The following is a 15498-nucleotide window of genomic DNA, read 5'->3' on the forward strand; positions in this document are numbered from 1 at the left end:
GGTACCGCCAAGCCTGCCAGCGCGACGGCGGGCCGCAACCGGGCTCAGACCTGCAGGGCGTCCTCGCCGGCGAGCACACGGCCCGCCGTGCCCCTGGCCGGACGGCCCAGCAGGGTCGCCGCGAGGAAGCGCGCGGCCGTGCCGTCGAACTCGCCGGCCCGCCGCAGCATGGCGTGCTTGCCCCCGCGGACGACCACGAGCGCGACGTTCCCGGTGCGGGCCAGGCGGGCCACCACGGCCCGCGCGTGGGCGATCGGCGCGATCCGGTCCTGGTCGCCGTGCACGACCAGCACCGGCCGGTCGCCGGTCGGCACCCCGTCGTCCGGGTAGAGCCACGGGGCGAGCGCGACGACGGACGCGACCTCGGGACGTCCGGCCGAGAGCAGCGCCGCGCGACCCCCGAGCGAGTGGCCGACGAGCCCGACGGGCAGGTCGCCGTGCTTCTCGCGCACCTGGCCGAGCGCCCAGGCGACGTCGTCGACCGGGGTGTGCGAGGCGTCCCAGCCGCGCGAGGAGTTGAGCAGCCGGTAGACGGCCAGGCGTCCGCGGCCGGCGGCGGCCACGCGCTTGGCGACCGGGATCATCCGGATCACCGAGAGCTGCGTCGGGCTGACCATCGGCGAGCCCGGCTTGCTGGCGCCGCCGTGCAGCACGAGCACGACCGCGTCGGGGCGGGCGGGGACCCGGGTGGGGATGAGGCGGGCTCGGACGTCCATGCCGCGAGTCTGCCCGGGGGTGCCCAGCCGCGCCCGCCGGACGACCGGCGCGAGCGTGGGTCAGCCGGCCGGGCCGAACCAGCCGGACGCCCCGATCTCGTCGCCCATGCGCGGGACGTACTGGTCGAAGTAGATGCGGGCGACGAGCTCGCGGCGGCTCCGCACCCCGGCCTTCTCGAAGACCGACTTCAGGTGGTCCTGCACCGTGTACGCCGACAGGTGCACGGCCGCGGCGATCTCGCGCGTGTCCAGGCCCTGCAGCACGAGCTGGGTCACGTCGCGCTCCCGCGGCGTCAGGCCGAAGGCGGCGACCACGAGCGGGACGATCTCCGGCGGACGGGCCTCCTCGATCGTCACGACGACCTCGCCGCTCACGCCGTCCGGGCCGCTGAGCGGGGTCGCGTGCATGACCAGCCACATGCCGCTGGCCGCCCGAACCCGGCTGCGCGGCACGACGGACGTCTCGCCGCGCGCGAACCGCCGAGCGGCTCCGACGAGGGAGGCCACCGGGGCGAGCGGACCCCCGCTGGCCGGCCCCTGGGCGAGCTCGGCCAGCCAGCCCTCGGCCCCGAGCGAGGTGCGGACGACGCGGTCCTGGGCGTCCACGACGAGGACGGCCGGACCACCGATCGCCCCGCTCCGGCCGGCGGCCAGGGTCGCGAGCAGGCCGGCCCGCATGCCCAGCGCGAAGACGTGCGCCAGGCCCGCCGCGAAGTCGACCTCGTCGGCGTCGAAGGCCCGGTCGTCCTCGCGGAACAGGGCGAGACCGCCCCAGAGCATCCCCCGGTCGTCGGTGAACACCAGGCGCAGCTCGTCGCGGAAGCCGAAGTGCGGTCGCATGAACTGGTCCATCCGGGGCGACGCGTCGACGTCCCCCCGGGTCAGCAGGTGCACTCCGGCCGCCGCGACGTGCCGGTCGGCCAGGACCGTGAACGCCGTCGGGTCGTCCTGGCCGTACTCGACCAGGCCGAACTCCTGGTCGTGCTCGTTGCGTCCCACCAGCCCGCCGTACTTGCGGGCGCCGGTGAGCAGCCCGGTCGCCGGGTCCGTGGTGGCCAGGCACGCGGCGTCGAACCGCAGGACCCGCCCGACCGACGCGATCGCCTCCTCGGCGAAGGTCTCCACGTCCAGGCCGGCGCGCGCGACCACCTCGACGTCGCGGCGCACGCGCTCCCCCAGGAGTCCGGTGACCATGGCGCCCAGTGTGCGCCGCGACGGGGCCATCGGGAACCCCCCAGGTTCCTGGGACGACCAGGACCCCCAGGCCCGGTGGCAGAACGTTTTCCCACCGGGCAGGGATGGTGCGGCCGCGGGGAGCGGGCCGAGCCTTGACGTCGAGCGACGCCGCCCCGGCACCGACGGGACGACCGCGGGCCGGACCGGCCCCGGAGCCGCTCGTCCCCCGCCGCGGGCCCCGTCCCGGCTCCTCTCCCCCAGGAAGTGAATGCATGAGCACCCTCTCGCCCACCGACCGTGCCGCCGACGCCCTGCGAGGACTCTGCGGTGGCGACGTCCACCTGCCCGGCGACCCCGGGTACGACGCCGCACGGATCCCGTGGAACGTCTCGGTCGACCTGCGCCCCGCCGCGGTCGCCGTCCCCCGCTCGGCGCAGGACGTCGTCGACGTCGTCCGCGCCGCGCGCCGCGCCGGGCTGCGCGTGGCGCCGATGAGCACCGGGCACGCCGCCGCACCGCTCGCCGGCCGCGTCGAGGACGCCGTCCTGCTGCGCCTGCACGGCCTGACCGGAGTCAGCATCGACGCGGAGCGCCGGGTCGCCCGCGTGCTGGGCGGCACCATCTGGCAGGACGTCGTCGAGGCGGCCGCCCCGCACGGCCTGGCGGCGCTGCACGGCAGCTCGCCGGACGTCGCGGTCACCGGCTACACGCTCGGCGGCGGGCTGTCGTGGTTCGGCCGCTCGCACGGGCTGGCCTGCCACCACGTGGTGGCGATCGAGGTCGTCACCTCCGACGGCGTGCTGCGCCGCGTCGACGCGACCCACGACGAGGACCTGTTCTGGGCGCTGCGCGGCGGGGGTGGCGGGTTCGGCGTCGTCACCGCGATCGAGGTCGCGCTGCTCGCCGTCGCCGACGTCCACGCCGGGCTCATGCTGTGGCCGGGCCAGATGGCGTCGGAGGTGACCCACGCGTGGGCCCGCTGGACCCGCCGGCTCCCGGTGACGGTCACGAGCTCGCTGCGGCTGCTGAGCTTCCCGGCGATGCCCGAGCTGCCGCCGTTCCTGTCCGGTCGGCAGGTGGTCGTCATGGACGCGGTGCTGCAGGAGGACGACCACAGCGCGCGCCTGCTCCTGCAGCCGCTGCGCGACCTCGCCCCGGAGATGGACACCTTCGGACGCGTCCCGGCGGACAGCCTGACCCGGCTGCACATGGACCCCGAGGGTCCGACCCCCAGCGCCGGCGGACACGTGCTGGTGGACTCGCTCCCGCCCGCCGCGGTGGACGCGTTCGTCGCCGCGGCCGGTCCCGGCTCGGGCACCAGCCTGCTGGCCGCCGAGCTGCGCCACCTGGGCGGCGCGCTCGGGCGCTCGCCGCGCGGCGCCGGCGCGCTGGGCCACCTGCGGGGCGAGTACGCGGCGTTCTTCGTCGGCATCGCCGCGACACCGGAGATGGGCGCGGAGGCCGCGGCGGACGCGTCCCGTGCGGTCGCCGCGCTGGAGCCGTGGAGCCGGGGACGGGTGTTCCCGAACTTCGCCGAGGAGGGCACCCTGCTGCCGCACGCCCACCGGCGCCGGGACTGGGCGCGGCTGCGCAAGGTCGCCGCGTCCGTCGACCCGGACGGGCTGCTGGTGGCCAACCACCCGGTGCGCTGAGCCGGCAGCGGCGGCCGTCCCCGACACGCTCGGGGACGGCCGCCGCGCTCAGGCCTCGCGGGGGACGCGCAGCAGCAGGAGCGAGCGGGCGGCCACCGTGAGGCGGGCGCCGGGTGCGAGCGTCGTCGCGTCGGCCGGGACGCCGTCGAGCGACCGGGTGTCGAGCACCGGGGTGAAGGACGTGCCGAACTCCTCGCCGGGCAGGGTCGCCTCGACCTCCTCGGCCTGGGCGTTGAGCAGCAGCAGCCACGAGTGGTCGGCGACCAGCTCGCCCTCGCGGGTGCGCGACTGGCTGTTGGAGCCGTCGACCCACATGCCCAGGAACCGGCGCTCGGCGAACCAGTCGGCCTCGGTCAGCTCGGCGCCGTCGGGACCGAGCCAGATGAGGTCGGGGCGGCCGGTGGGCGTCTGGCGTCCGTCGAAGAACTCCGGCTGGCGCAGCGCGGGGCTCTCCGCGCGCAGCCGCACGACCCGGCGGGTGAACTCGAGCATCGCCTCGGCGTCGTCGGACGGGCTCCAGTCGACCCAGGACGTCTCGTCGTCCAGGCAATAGGCGTTGTTGTTGCCCTTCTGCGTGCGCCAGCGCTCGTCGCCGGCCACGAACATCGGCGTTCCGGTCGACAGCAGCAGCGTCGCCAGCAGGTTGCGGGCCTGGCGCGCCCGCAGCGCCCGCACCTCAGGGTCGCGGGTCTCGCCCTCGACCCCGTGGTTCCAGGAGCGGTTGTCGTCGGTGCCGTCGCGGTTGTCCTCCCCGTTCGCCTCGTTGTGCTTGCGGTCGTACGAGACCAGGTCGCGCAGGGTGAACCCGTCGTGGGCCGTGACGAAGTTGACCGACTGCCACGGCCGGCGCAGGTTGTGGTCGTACAGGTCCGAGCTGCCCGAGAGCCGCGACGCGAGCTCGCGGACGGTGTCCTGGCCGCGCCAGAAGTCACGCACGGTGTCGCGGTAGCGCCCGTTCCACTCGGCCCACTGGGCGCCGAAGTCGCCGACCCGGTAGCCCTCGCCCGTGGCGTCCCAGGGCTCGGCGATCAGCTTGCAGCGCGACAGCACCGGGTCGGCGGTGATCGCGGTGAGCATCGTGGAGTCACGGTCGAAGAACCCGCCGTGCGGACGTCCGAGCGTGCTGGCCAGGTCGAACCGGAAGCCGTCGACCCCCATCTCGGTCGCCCAGTAGCGCAGCGAGTCGGTGACCAGCCGGACGACGGTGGGCGACGCGGCCTCGATGGTGTTGCCGCAGCCGGTGATGTCGGCCATGTACCCGCGCTGGTCGTGCAGGTAGTACGCCGGCGCGTCCAGGCCGCGGAAGCTCAGGGTCGGCCCTTCGGGCCCGGCCTCGCAGGTGTGGTTGTAGACGACGTCGAGGATGACCTCGATGCCGGCGGCGTGGAGCGCCGCGACCATGGTGCGGAACTCCTCGACCTCGCGGCCCGGCTCGCTGGCGTAGGCGGCGTGCGGCGCGAAGTAGCCCAGCGGCGAGTAGCCCCAGTAGTTGTGCCGGCCGCGGCGGGTCAGCGACGGCTCGTCGACGAACGAGTGGACCGGCAGCAGCTCGACCGCCGTGACGCCGAGCCGGGTGAGGTGCTCGATCGCGACCGGGTGGGCCAGGCCGAGGTAGGTGCCGCGCAGGTGCTCGGGGATGTCCGGGTGCTGCTTGGTGAACCCGCGGACGTGCAGCTCGTAGACGACGGTCTCCTCGAACGGCACCTCCGGCTTCACGCCGGTGTCGGGGCCACCCGGCGAGGTGACGACCGAGAGCGGGACGCTGCCCAGCGAGTCGGTCGGCGACGGACGTCCGCGCCCGGGGTCGCCGACGTAGCCGCGGGCGGCGGCCGGCGAGCTGAGCGTGCCGCTGATGCGCCGGGCGTAGGGGTCGACGAGCAGCTTGTTCGGGTTGCAGCGCAGGCCGCGCGAGGGGTCGTACGGGCCGTGGACGCGGTAGCCGTAGCGCTGGCCGGGCGTGACGCCGGGGACCAGGCCGTGCCAGACGCCGAACGTCCGCTCGGTCAGCTCGACCCGGCGCTCGCTGCCGTCGTCGTCGACGAGGCACACCTCGACGCGCTCGGCGACGGCGGACGTCACCGCGAACCGGACGCCGCCGGCCTCGGGGTGGGCGCCCAGCGGGAACGGGCGGCCGGGGAGCACCTGGGTGTCGGACGCGGGTCGGATCGCCATGGCGTCCATCCTCGCAGCCGGTCCCTCACCCCGCAGGTGGTGCGAGGTTCCCGCTGAGTGTGACGTTCCGGGGGCCGATCGGCCCGATCCACCCCCGGAACGTCACACTCAGCGCGAAGGTGACCCTCGCGGGGACGTGGGTCAGTCGCGGTGGAGGAGCTTCTCGCGGACCAGGCGGCGCAGCACCTTGCCGATCTGCGAGCGGGGCAGGTCGTCGAGCACGTGCACCGAGCGGGGCAGGGCGTAGCGCGGCAGGCGCTGCTCGGCCCACGCGCGGACGGCGGCCAGGTCGGGGGTCGGCGCGCCGGTCTCCATGACCAGGGCCGCGGCGACCTCCTCGCCGTCGTCGGTCGGCAGGCCGACCACGGCGACGTCCTGCACGCCGGGCATCGTCCGCAGGTGGTCCTCGACCTGCGACGGGTAGACCTTGAACCCGCCGACGATGATCATCTCCTTGACCCGGTCGACCAGGGTCGTCCAGCCGTCGGGCTCGACCACGACGACGTCGCCGGTGCGCAGCCAGCCGCCCTCGAGCAGCTGGTGCTCGGTCTCCTCGGGCCGGTTCCAGTAGCCCTGGAAGACCTGCGGGCCGCGCAGCAGCAGCTCGCCGCGGAGCGTGTCGTCGTCCTCGGCCGAGACGTCCACGGTGGGGTCGTCCTGCGACACGACGCGGATGTCGGTGCTCGGGAACGGCAGGCCGAGCGTGCCCGGACGGCGGCGGTCCGAGCACGGGTTGCCCAGCGCGATCGGCGAGGCCTCGGTCATGCCGTAGCCCTCGATGAGCAGCCCGCCGGTGGCGGACTCCCAGCGGTCGGCCGTCGCCTTGCTGATCGGCATGGCGCCGGCGAACGAGACCCGGATCGAGCGGACGCCGTCGGCCGGCTTCTTGCTCGCCGCGTCGAGCGCGTCCAGCACCCGGTCGAACATCGGGGCGACGCCGGGCAGGAAGGTCGCCGGGCGGCGGCGCTGGGCCGCGACGACGGACGCCGGGTCGAACTGCGGGAAGGCGACCAGCGTCGCGCCGATGTAGCCCGGCAGCGTCAGGCAGAACGTGAGCCCGAAGGCGTGGAAGAACGGCAGGATGCCGTAGACCGTCTCCTCGCCCTGGCGGAAGCCGGCCCAGGTGAAGCCCTGGACGACGTTGGCCACGAGGTTGCGGTGGGTCAGCACGGCCGCCTTGGGCGTGCCGGTCGTGCCACCGGTGTACTGCAGCAGCGCGACGTCGCCGGACGCGGGCGGCTGGACGTCCAGGGGCGAGGCCTTGGCGACGAGCCGGTGCCAGTCCGGGACGCCGTCGGGCACGGGGCCGGTGAGCGCCTCGCGGGTCTGACGAGCCTTGGCCACGGGCAGCTTCAGCGCGACGCGGGACGCGCGCGGCAGGTCGCGCGAGACGTCGACGGAGACGACCCGACGCAGGTCGGTGCCGTCCTGGGCGTCCACGACCGTGCCCACGACGTGCTGCCAGACGAGCGCGGTGGTCGCGCCGCTGTCGGCGAGCTGGTGCCGCAGCTCGTCGGCGGTGTAGGTCGGGTTGTGCTCGACCGCCACGGCGCCGAGCCGCAGCACGGCGTGGAAGGCGACGACGTGCGAGGTGCAGTTCGGCATCACCAGGGCGACGCGGTCGCCGCGCTGGACGCCGAGGGCGCGCAGGGCGCCGGACGCCTTGCGGATGCGCTCGTCCAGGTCGGCGAACGTGGTGCTCGCGCCCAGGAAGTCGACGGCGACCCGGTCGGGCCACTGCTCGGCAGCACGGCGCAGGCCGGCGGTCACCGGCTCGTCGGGCACCTCGACGTTCGCGGGCACGCCCACGGGGTAGCTCGACAGCCAGGGACGGTCCTTCAGCACGGTGGTGCTCCTCTCCACCCGGCCGAGTCTAGGGACGGGGGCGCTGTGACCGGCGTCTCGCCGTTCACTCGCCGGTCGCCCCGTCGATGCACTCGCGCAGCAGGTCGGCGTGGCCGCAGTGCCGGGCGTACTCCTCGATCATGTGCACGAGCACCTCGCGCAGGTTGATCGCGGCGCCCGTGCGCGGGTGGTGGCCCACGACGTCGAGGCTCTCGGCCCGCTCGACGAAGCGCTCGGCGTGCTCGATCTCCTCGTGCCAGAGCCGGAAGGCCTCGTCGACCACGCCGTCGTCGGCCACCGCGCCGTCGAACTCGGGGTCGCTCGCGCCCTCGCGCTCGAAGTGCCGCGCGACGTCCTCGCCGTTCATGACGACGTGGAACCAGTGCTGCTCGACCCACGCCATGTGCCGGACGAGTCCGAGCAGCGACATCGTCGACGGGGGCACGGAGCGGCGGGCGAGCTGCTCGGAATCCAGGCCGTCGCACTTCACCGCGAGGGTGAGCCGGTAGTACCGCAGGTACTCCTCGAGCGTCTCGCGCTCGCCGCCCATGACCGGGTCGCCGGGGCGGGGGTCGGTCTCGGGATCGACGGTGAAGCCGGGGTACCTGGAGCCAGTCATGGGCACAGCGTGGCGGAACCGCCGGTCGCCTGCACCCCCGGGGCCGGGGATCCGGCGGGGTCAGTCGACCGGCGTCGCCACGGGCGGGGCGACCGGCCGCGGCTCGCCGAGGCGGACGAGCACGACGCCGGCCAGGACGAGCGCGCCACCGGCGACCTGCACCGCGCGGGGCTGCTCGCCCAGCAGCAGCCAGGCCAGCACCACGCCGGCGAGCGCCTCGCTCAGCCCGACGAACGACGCCAGCCGGGAGCCGAGCCGGCGGACCGCCGCGATGCCCAGCACGTAGGAGAGCGCCGCGGTGACGACGCCGAGCGCGCCGACCGCGAACCACCACGGCAGCGACGTGTCGGCCAGGACGACGTCGGACGCGGACACGTCCAGGTGCAGGACGCCCACGAGGCCGGCCACCAGCAGGGCCAGCCCGCCGACCAGCAGCCCACCCGCGGCCAGGACGACGCCGGGCAGGTCGCCGTCGTCGCCGGCCGAGACGATCCAGTAGACGGCGGCGCCGGTCATGGCACCGAGCGCCCACAGCACGCCGACGACGTCCACGGCCGCGCCCGACAGCAGGTCGATGACGAGCACCAGGCCGGCGATGGCCGCCAGGGCGCCGGTGACGGTGAGCCGGCCGGGACGCTGACCGTGGCGCAGCCACAGCCAGCCGATCACCGCGACCGGCGACATGAACTCGATGAGCAGGGCCGGGCCGACCTCCATGCGGGCGACCGCCTGGAAGTACGCCAGCTGGCAGCCCGCCACGGCGACCAAGCCGTAGGCGGCGATCGTCGCACCGTGGCGGCGCAGCACCGTCCAGCGTCCACGCAGCGCGAGCAGCGCCGGGACCAGCAGCACGCCGGCCGCGACCAGCACGCGCACGAGCACCGCCGAGCCCGCCGACCAGCCGGTCTCGATGAGGCTCTTGGCGAGCGGGCCGGACAGCCCGAAGCTGACCGCCGACAGCAGGGCCAGGCCCACGCCGGAGGCGACGCGGGACGTCGGCGTCGACGTGGTGTCATCGGTCAAGGCGGTCATGACACATGACACTAGGACCGCGCCTTGTAAGGTGTCAACATGCATTTCGCCGATGACACGAGCGAGGCCCTGCGGGCGGCCGTCGAGCTGGCCAACTCCGCGCTGGAGCCGGACACGCTGACGACGGTCGACGACCTGGTGGCGTTCTACGAGGGGTACGAGTACACCGGCGCCCTGACCCGGGACGAGGCCGAGCTCGCCGCGGTGCGGGCCATCCGCCCGGCCCTGCGCGTCCTGCTCACCAGCCCGCGCGACGAGGCCGTCGAGCACGTCAACGCGATGCTCCGCGACAACGCGGCGCTCCCCCAGCTCGTGCGGCACGGCAGCACCGACTGGCACCTGCACGCGGTCGACGACGAGCGTCCCCTGGCCACGCGCATCCTGGTCGAGACCGCGATGGCGATGATCGACGTCATCCGCGCCGACGAGACGTCCCGCCTGGGCGTGTGCGCCGACGACACCTGCGAGGGACTCGTGCTCGACCTGTCGCGCAACCGCTCCCGGCGCTTCTGCAGCACCGCGTGCAGCAACCGCAACGCCGTCGCCGCCTACCGGGCCCGTCAGGCGAGGGCGGAGCAGTGATCCTGCGGACGTGGCGCGCCACCCTGGCGCCCGGCACCGAGGACGTCTACGACGACTTCGCCCGCACCCGCTCGCGCCGCATGTTCCAGGACGCGGCGGGCTGCGAGGGGTTCGCCTTCGCCGTGGCGGACGGGCTCGACCGGGAGGTCGTCACGTTCTGGCGCGACGAGGCCGCCCTCGCCGCGTTCGAGGCGAGCCAGGGCTACCGCGAGACGGTCGCGGCGCTGTCGGCCACCGGGTGCCTGGCCGCCAGCGGCGACGTCACCGTGCGCCGGGTCGAGACCGCCGCCGACCACTGGTGGCGCGCCCGGCCCGAGCCGGCGTCCCGCCCGGCCCGGGCCGGCGACGCCGAGCAGCTCATGGACGTCGAGCGGTCCGCGATGACCGCCGCCCTGCCGCACGTCTTCCCGCCCGACGAGTACCCGTACCCGTCGGCGGAGGTGCTGGCGCGCTGGCGGCACGAGCTGGCCGAGCCGGCCGTCGACGTCCGCGTGGTCGACGACCCGGCCGGCGGACGTCGCCTCGCCGCGTTCGTCGCCTGGCGCGGCGAGCGGGTGCTGCACCTGGGCGTGCGGCCCGAGCACTGGCGGTCCGGCCTGGGCACGCGCCTGCTGGCCGAGGCGACGGCGACCGCACAACGTCCGGCCCTGTGGGTCCTGGCCGAGAACCACCGGGCGCGTCAGGTCTACGAGCACCGCGGATGGCGCCCGACCGGACGCACGCAGCGCGCGGAGTTCCCGCCCTACCCCACCGAGATCGAGCTCGAGCTCGTCCGCGGCTGAGCGGTCAGCGGCGCACGCGCACGACCGCGAACGACTCCGCCCCGAGACGGACGCCGCCGTCGCCGGGCTCCGCGCCGTCGGGGGCCAGCAGCACCCCGTCGACGACGGCGTCGAGCGGGACGACCGCACCGGGCCCGAAGCACACCGCGACCCGCAGGTCGCCGCGCTGCAGGACGAGCCAGGAGTCGTCGTCGGCCGTCTCGACCGCGAACCGGGTCAGCGACGGGTCGGCCAGCTCCGGGTGGGCGCGCCGCAGGGCGAGGAGCGCGCGGTAGACGCCGAGCACGTCGGCGTGGACGCCCTGCTCGCGCTCGTCCCAGCGCAGGGTCGAGCGCTCGAACGTGGCGACGTCCATGGGGTCGGGCACGTCGTGCTCGTCCCACCCGTGCCGGCCGAACTCGCGCCGCCGGCCCGTGCGCACGGCCTCGCCCAGCTCGGGGTCGGGGAAGGAGGCGAAGAACTGCCACGGCGTGCTGGCCGCCCACTCCTCGCCCATGAACAGCATCGGCGTGTACGGCCCGAGCAGGACGACCGCGGCCGCGCAGCCGAGCAGCCCGGGCGACAGCGTGGCCGCGAGCCGGTCGCCGGTGGCGCGGTTCCCGACCTGGTCGTGGGTCTGGGTGTAGACCACGAACCGCGCGCCGGGCACGGTCGTCACGTCGACCGGGCGGCCGTGGGTGCGGCCACGGAAGGTCGAGTAGGTGCCGGCGTGGAAGAACGCCTGGCGCAGCGTGGTGGCCAGCGCGCCGTGGGCGGCGAAGTCGCCGTAGTAGCCGGACGTCTCGCCGGTCAGCCGCACGTGCAGCGCGTGGTGGACGTCGTCGGCCCACTGGGCGTCCATGCCCAGGCCGCCGCGCTCGCGCGAGGTGACCGTGCGCGGGTCGTTGCGGTCGGACTCGGCCACGAGCGACAGCGGACGTCCGAGGCCGGCCGAGAGCGCCTCGACCTCCTCGGCCAGCTGCTCGAGCACGTGCACGGCCCGCTGGTCGACCAGCGCGTGGACCGCGTCCAGCCGCAGCCCGTCGACGTGGAAGTCGCGCAGCCACGACAGCGCGTTGTCGACGACGTAGCGACGCACCTCGTCGGAGTGCTCGCCGTCGAGGTTGAGGCCCGGGCCCCAGTCGTTCTGGCCGGCGAAGTAGGGCCCGAACCGGTCCAGGTAGGCACCCGACGGGCCGAGGTGGTTGTAGACGACGTCGAGCACCACGCCGAGGCCGCGGGCGTGGCAGGCGTCGACGAAGCGCTTGAAGCCGTCCGGCCCGCCGTACGGCTCGTGCACCGCGCCCCACAGCACCCCGTCGTAGCCCCAGCCGCGCGGACCGTCGAAGGAGTTGACCGGCAGCACCTCCACCAGGTCGACGCCCAGGTCGACCAGGTGGTCGAGCCGCTCCACGGCGCTGTCGAACGTCCCGCCCGTTGTGAACGTGCCGACGTGCATCTCGTAGAGCACCGAGCCGGCCAGCTGGCGTCCGGTCCAGCCGTCGTCGGTCCAGGCGAACGCGTCGTGGTCGTAGACCTCGGACGCCTCGTGGACGCCGTCGGGCTGGCGGCGCGAGCGGGGGTCCGGGAGCGGCTGCTCGTCGTCGCCGAGCAGGTAGGCGTAGCGCGCCCCGGCCCGCTCCGGCACGTCCGTCTGCCACCAGCCGGCGGTGTCACGGCTCATCTCGTGGACGTCGCCGTCGACCTGCACGCGGACGCGCTCGAGCAGCGGCGCCCAGACCCCGTACGTCATGCCGGGCGGGTCTCGGGCGAGACCGTCTTGGCCGGGTCGGTCTCGGGCAGGTCGCCGAGCACCTCGTCGACCGCCTTGAGCACGTCCGCCTCCAGCTTCAGCCCGGCGGCCGCGGCGTTGGCCGTGACCTGCTCGGGCCGCGAGGCGCCGACGATGGCGCCGGCGACGTTGTCGTTGGCCAGCACCCAGGCGACGGCCAGCTGGGCCAGCTCGACGCCGAGGTCGTCGGCGATCGGCCGGAGCCGCTGGACGGCCTCGAGCACCTCGTCGCGCATGAAGCGCGAGATCATCTGCGCGCCGCCCTTCTCGTCCGTGGCGCGCGAGCCCTCCGGCGGGGCCTGGCCGGGCTGGTACTTGCCGGTCAGGACGCCCTGGGCGATCGGCGACCAGACGATCTGCGAGACGCCGAGCTCGCGGGAGGCCGGGACGACCTCGCCCTCGATGACCCGCCAGAGCATCGAGTACTGGGGCTGGTTGGAGATGAGCTGGAAGCCCAGGTCCTGGGCCAGCGCGTGCCCGGCCCGCAGCTGCTCGGCGTCCCACTCGCTCACGCCGACGTAGAGCGCCTTGCCGGACCGGACGACGTCGGCGAACGCCTGCATCGTCTCCTCCAGCGGCGTCTCGTGGTCGTAGCGGTGCGCCTGGTAGAGGTCGACGTAGTCGGTGCCGAGACGGCGCAGGCTCGCGTCGATGCCCTCCAGGACGTGCTTGCGCGAGAGGCCGACGTCGTTCTTGCCCTTGGGCCCGACCGGCCAGTAGACCTTCGTGAAGATCTCCAGCGACTCGCGGCGCTCACCCTTGAGGGCCTCGCCGAGCACCGTCTCGGCGGCGCCGTTGGCGTAGGTGTCCGCGGTGTCGAAGCTGGTGATGCCGGCGTCGAGCGCGGCCCGCACGCAGGCGATGGCCGCGTCGTTCTCGACCTGCGACCCGTGGGTCAGCCAGTTGCCGTAGATGATCTCGCTGATCTTGAGGCCGCTGCGGCCGAGGTACCGGAAGTCCATGCGTCCAGGCTAGGTGCGCCCGGCGCGGTCGGCGCGGCGACGAGCTCTCGCACTTCTGGACACTCTGTCCAGTATCGTCGCCACGTCCGCCGTCCCCACCGGAGAGGTCCGCATGCTCCCCACCGCCCCGCTGAGCGACCTGCGCTGGAACCGCGGCTACACCGACCCGGCCTGGGTCCGCCGGTTCACCACCGCCGGGCGCGAGCTGTCGCCCACCCGCCGGGTCTGGCGCGGGACCGGGCCCGCCCGGCCGCTGCCGGAGCGCCCCGTCGCGGTGGACGACCTGGACCTCGTCGACACCCCGTCCGGGCCGCTGCGGCTCGAGCCGCTGCTCGCCGCCGCCCACACCGACGCGCTCGTCGTGCTGCACCGCGGCGAGGTGGTGCACGAGCAGCACCGGCACGGCACGCGGCCGCACGACCCGCACTTCAACGCGTCCGCCGCGAAGTCCTACCTCGGGCTCGTCGCCGCCACCCTGGCCCACCGCGGCCTGCTCGACCGCGAGCGGACGGCGGCGCACTACGTCCCCGAGCTCGCCGGCACGGCGTTCGGCGAGGCTCGCGTGCAGGACCTGCTGCACATGGGCACCCGGGTCTCCTACGCCGGACGCCCGTTCGACAAGCCGATGGAGGCGCTGCGCTACCAGGCGGTCATCGCGCCCGGGCTGCGTCCGCACGACTACCGCGGGCCCGAGACGATCCGCGAGCACCTCATGACGGCCCGCGCGACCGGCGCTCCCGGCGAGGAGTTCTGCTACGAGAACGGCAACGTCGAGGCGCTCGCCGCCGTGCTCCGCGCCGTGAGCGGGACGACCACGTCCGACCTGGTGTCGCAGGTGCTGTGGTCGCGCCTCGGGGCGGAGGAGGACGCCTACTACGTCGTCGACGGCGACGGGGTCGAGGCGGCCTGCGGCGGGTTCAGCGCCACCGCGCGCGACATGGCCCGGCTCGGCGAGATGCTGCGCACCGGTGGCGCCGTGGGCGACCGGCAGGTCGTGCCCGAGGAGGTCGCGACCACCATCGTCGACGGTGTGCCGCCGGGCTACCCGCAGCGCGTCCGGCTGCCGGCCGCGCCGGCGGACTCGCCGGCCACGCTGTCGTACCACGACCTGTGGTGGGTGCTGAACGATCCGTACGGCTCGTTCATGGCCAGCGGCATCCACGGCCAGCGGCTGCTCGTCTCGCCCGGCCTCGACCTGGTGGCGGTGCACCTGGCGTCGCAGGTGGTCTCGCCCGCCGTGCCGCAGCCGCCGGTCGTGCCGGCGCTGCTGCGGCTCGGCGAGCACCTGGCCGGACGGACCTGACCGCTCGGGCGTCCCTTCGACAGGCTCAGGGAGCGGGCCGGCGGCTCAGGGAGCGGTGCGGGTCCGCTCGCCGAGCCTGTCGAGGCGTCCCTTCGACCGGCTCAGGAAGCGGAGTGGCACCTCAGGGAGCGGTGCGGGTCCGGTCGTCGAGCCTGTCGAGGCGTCCCTTCGACAGACTCAGGGAGCGGAGTGGCGCCTCAGGGAGCGGGCCGGCGCCTCAGGGAGCGGGACCCTCAGTGGGCGTAGGTGGCCTCGAGGAACTGGCGCTCGTGCTGCTCGGCGGCGTCCGCGCGGGTCGCGACGTCGGTCAGCTCCTCGGCCGGGATGATCGCGACACCGTCGGCGTCGGCGACGACGACGTCACCGGGGCGGACGACCTGGCCGCCCACGCCGACGATGACCTGGGTCTCGCCGTCGTTGCCGGGCAGCGGGCCGGCCGGGCACGTGGCCCGGGCGTAGACCGGCAGGCCGAGCATCTCGAAGCCTGCGACGTCGCGCACCGCACCGTCGACGACGACGCCGATGACGCCGGCCTCGAGCAGGCGGCGGCCGATCAGGTCGCCGACGACCGCCCGGCTGGTGAAGCCGGCGCCCGAGACGACGAGCACCTCGCCGGGCTGGGCCTCGGCGGCCGCCGCGCGGACGGCCGCGTTGTGGCCGGCCGGGGCGATCACGGTGCGGGCCGGACCGGCGAACGAGGGGCCGCGCCAGACCGGTCGGATGCCCCCGTCGAGGGCGCCCTCGCCACCGCGGACGTCGCACACGTGCGAGGCTCCGACCTCGGCGAGTCGTTCCATGGACACGGGGTTGGGGGCAGTCATCACGCTCTCCTGATCGTCGGGGACCCCACCACGTTACGCCCGCCGTTCCAGGGGAAATCGGGCCG

Annotated in this window: 13 protein-coding genes; 4 read left to right on the top strand and 9 right to left on the bottom strand. The window is 74.8% G+C overall.

Annotated elements, in window-relative coordinates:
• Positions 1-44: 44 nt before the first annotated feature.
• Positions 45-716: an alpha/beta fold hydrolase gene (locus E0W78_RS07540; RefSeq protein ID WP_131403252.1), complete on the bottom strand. Its 672-nt coding sequence runs from the start codon at positions 714-716 to the stop codon at positions 45-47.
• A 60-nt stretch (positions 717-776) separates the two neighbouring features.
• Positions 777-1910: a helix-turn-helix transcriptional regulator gene (locus E0W78_RS07545; protein ID WP_131403253.1), complete on the bottom strand. Its 1134-nt coding sequence runs from the start codon at positions 1908-1910 to the stop codon at positions 777-779.
• Positions 1911-2164: 254 nt separating this feature from the next.
• Here E0W78_RS07545 and E0W78_RS07550 point away from each other — a divergent pair, with 254 nt between their 5' ends.
• Complete coding sequence (locus tag E0W78_RS07550) at positions 2165-3544, top strand: FAD-dependent oxidoreductase (protein WP_131403254.1); 1380 nt, start codon at positions 2165-2167, stop codon at positions 3542-3544.
• 48 nt (positions 3545-3592) lie between these two features.
• On the opposite strand, the gene glgX is transcribed toward E0W78_RS07550, so the two are convergent.
• The 4 genes from glgX to E0W78_RS07570 all read right to left on the bottom strand — a co-directional run bounded on the left by glgX (position 3593) and on the right by E0W78_RS07570 (position 9212).
• Positions 3593-5716: a glycogen debranching protein GlgX gene (glgX, locus tag E0W78_RS07555; protein WP_131403255.1), complete on the bottom strand. Its 2124-nt coding sequence runs from the start codon at positions 5714-5716 to the stop codon at positions 3593-3595.
• A gap of 141 nt (positions 5717-5857) precedes the next feature.
• Entirely contained in the window at positions 5858-7579 is a 1722-nt protein-coding gene (locus tag E0W78_RS07560) for an AMP-binding protein (protein ID WP_242686273.1), read from the bottom strand.
• A 46-nt stretch (positions 7580-7625) separates the two neighbouring features.
• Entirely contained in the window at positions 7626-8180 is a 555-nt protein-coding gene (locus E0W78_RS07565; RefSeq protein ID WP_131403256.1) for a DinB family protein, read from the bottom strand.
• Between the two features lie 60 nt (positions 8181-8240).
• Complete coding sequence (locus tag E0W78_RS07570) at positions 8241-9212, bottom strand: DMT family transporter (protein WP_131403257.1); 972 nt, start codon at positions 9210-9212, stop codon at positions 8241-8243.
• A gap of 39 nt (positions 9213-9251) precedes the next feature.
• Between E0W78_RS07570 and E0W78_RS07575 the strand changes: the two genes are divergently transcribed.
• Together E0W78_RS07575 and E0W78_RS07580 are read left to right on the top strand one after the other, a co-directional pair.
• Positions 9252-9794 carry a CGNR zinc finger domain-containing protein gene (locus E0W78_RS07575; protein WP_131403258.1) on the top strand — a complete coding sequence of 181 codons (543 nt, stop codon included), beginning with the start codon at positions 9252-9254 and terminating at the stop codon, positions 9792-9794.
• Positions 9791-10576, top strand: a complete 786-nt coding sequence (locus E0W78_RS07580; RefSeq protein WP_131403259.1) for a GNAT family N-acetyltransferase — start codon at positions 9791-9793, stop codon at positions 10574-10576. Before E0W78_RS07575 ends, E0W78_RS07580 begins: the two co-directional genes overlap by 4 nt.
• A gap of 4 nt (positions 10577-10580) precedes the next feature.
• On the opposite strand, the gene treZ is transcribed toward E0W78_RS07580, so the two are convergent.
• A complete protein-coding gene (treZ, locus tag E0W78_RS07585; protein ID WP_131403260.1) occupies positions 10581-12308 on the bottom strand; it encodes a malto-oligosyltrehalose trehalohydrolase in 1728 nt (575 codons plus the stop codon).
• Positions 12305-13309: an aldo/keto reductase family protein gene (locus E0W78_RS07590; protein ID WP_131403261.1), complete on the bottom strand. Its 1005-nt coding sequence runs from the start codon at positions 13307-13309 to the stop codon at positions 12305-12307. Before E0W78_RS07590 ends, treZ begins: the two co-directional genes overlap by 4 nt.
• A 112-nt stretch (positions 13310-13421) precedes the next feature.
• Between E0W78_RS07590 and E0W78_RS07595 the strand changes: the two genes are divergently transcribed.
• On the top strand, positions 13422-14612 hold the full coding sequence (locus E0W78_RS07595) for a serine hydrolase (protein WP_131403262.1): 1191 nt from the start codon (positions 13422-13424) through the stop codon (positions 14610-14612).
• Between the two features lie 233 nt (positions 14613-14845).
• On the opposite strand, the gene E0W78_RS07600 is transcribed toward E0W78_RS07595, so the two are convergent.
• Complete coding sequence (locus E0W78_RS07600; protein ID WP_131403263.1) at positions 14846-15433, bottom strand: methyltransferase; 588 nt, start codon at positions 15431-15433, stop codon at positions 14846-14848.
• Between the last annotated feature and the right edge of the window lie 65 nt (positions 15434-15498).

The organism is Aeromicrobium sp. IC_218 (assembly GCF_004336805.1).
Taxonomy (GTDB): Bacteria; Actinomycetota; Actinomycetes; order Propionibacteriales; family Nocardioidaceae; genus Aeromicrobium.

Bases quoted from the DNA above. Each gene is read 5' to 3' on its own strand.
- E0W78_RS07545 (WP_131403253.1), bottom strand. From the start codon at position 1,910: ATGGTCACCGGACTCCTGGGGGAGCGCGTGCGCCGCGACGTCGAGGTG.
- glgX (WP_131403255.1), bottom strand. From the start codon at position 5,716: ATGGCGATCCGACCCGCGTCCGACACCCAGGTGCTCCCCGGCCGCCCG.
- E0W78_RS07565 (WP_131403256.1), bottom strand. From the start codon at position 8,180: ATGACTGGCTCCAGGTACCCCGGCTTCACCGTCGATCCCGAGACCGAC.
- E0W78_RS07550 (WP_131403254.1), top strand. From the start codon at position 2,165: ATGAGCACCCTCTCGCCCACCGACCGTGCCGCCGACGCCCTGCGAGGA.
- E0W78_RS07590 (WP_131403261.1), bottom strand. From the start codon at position 13,309: ATGGACTTCCGGTACCTCGGCCGCAGCGGCCTCAAGATCAGCGAGATC.
- E0W78_RS07575 (WP_131403258.1), top strand. From the start codon at position 9,252: ATGCATTTCGCCGATGACACGAGCGAGGCCCTGCGGGCGGCCGTCGAG.
- treZ (WP_131403260.1), bottom strand. From the start codon at position 12,308: ATGACGTACGGGGTCTGGGCGCCGCTGCTCGAGCGCGTCCGCGTGCAG.
- E0W78_RS07570 (WP_131403257.1), bottom strand. From the start codon at position 9,212: ATGACCGCCTTGACCGATGACACCACGTCGACGCCGACGTCCCGCGTC.
- E0W78_RS07600 (WP_131403263.1), bottom strand. From the start codon at position 15,433: ATGACTGCCCCCAACCCCGTGTCCATGGAACGACTCGCCGAGGTCGGA.
- E0W78_RS07540 (WP_131403252.1), bottom strand. From the start codon at position 716: ATGGACGTCCGAGCCCGCCTCATCCCCACCCGGGTCCCCGCCCGCCCC.
- E0W78_RS07595 (WP_131403262.1), top strand. From the start codon at position 13,422: ATGCTCCCCACCGCCCCGCTGAGCGACCTGCGCTGGAACCGCGGCTAC.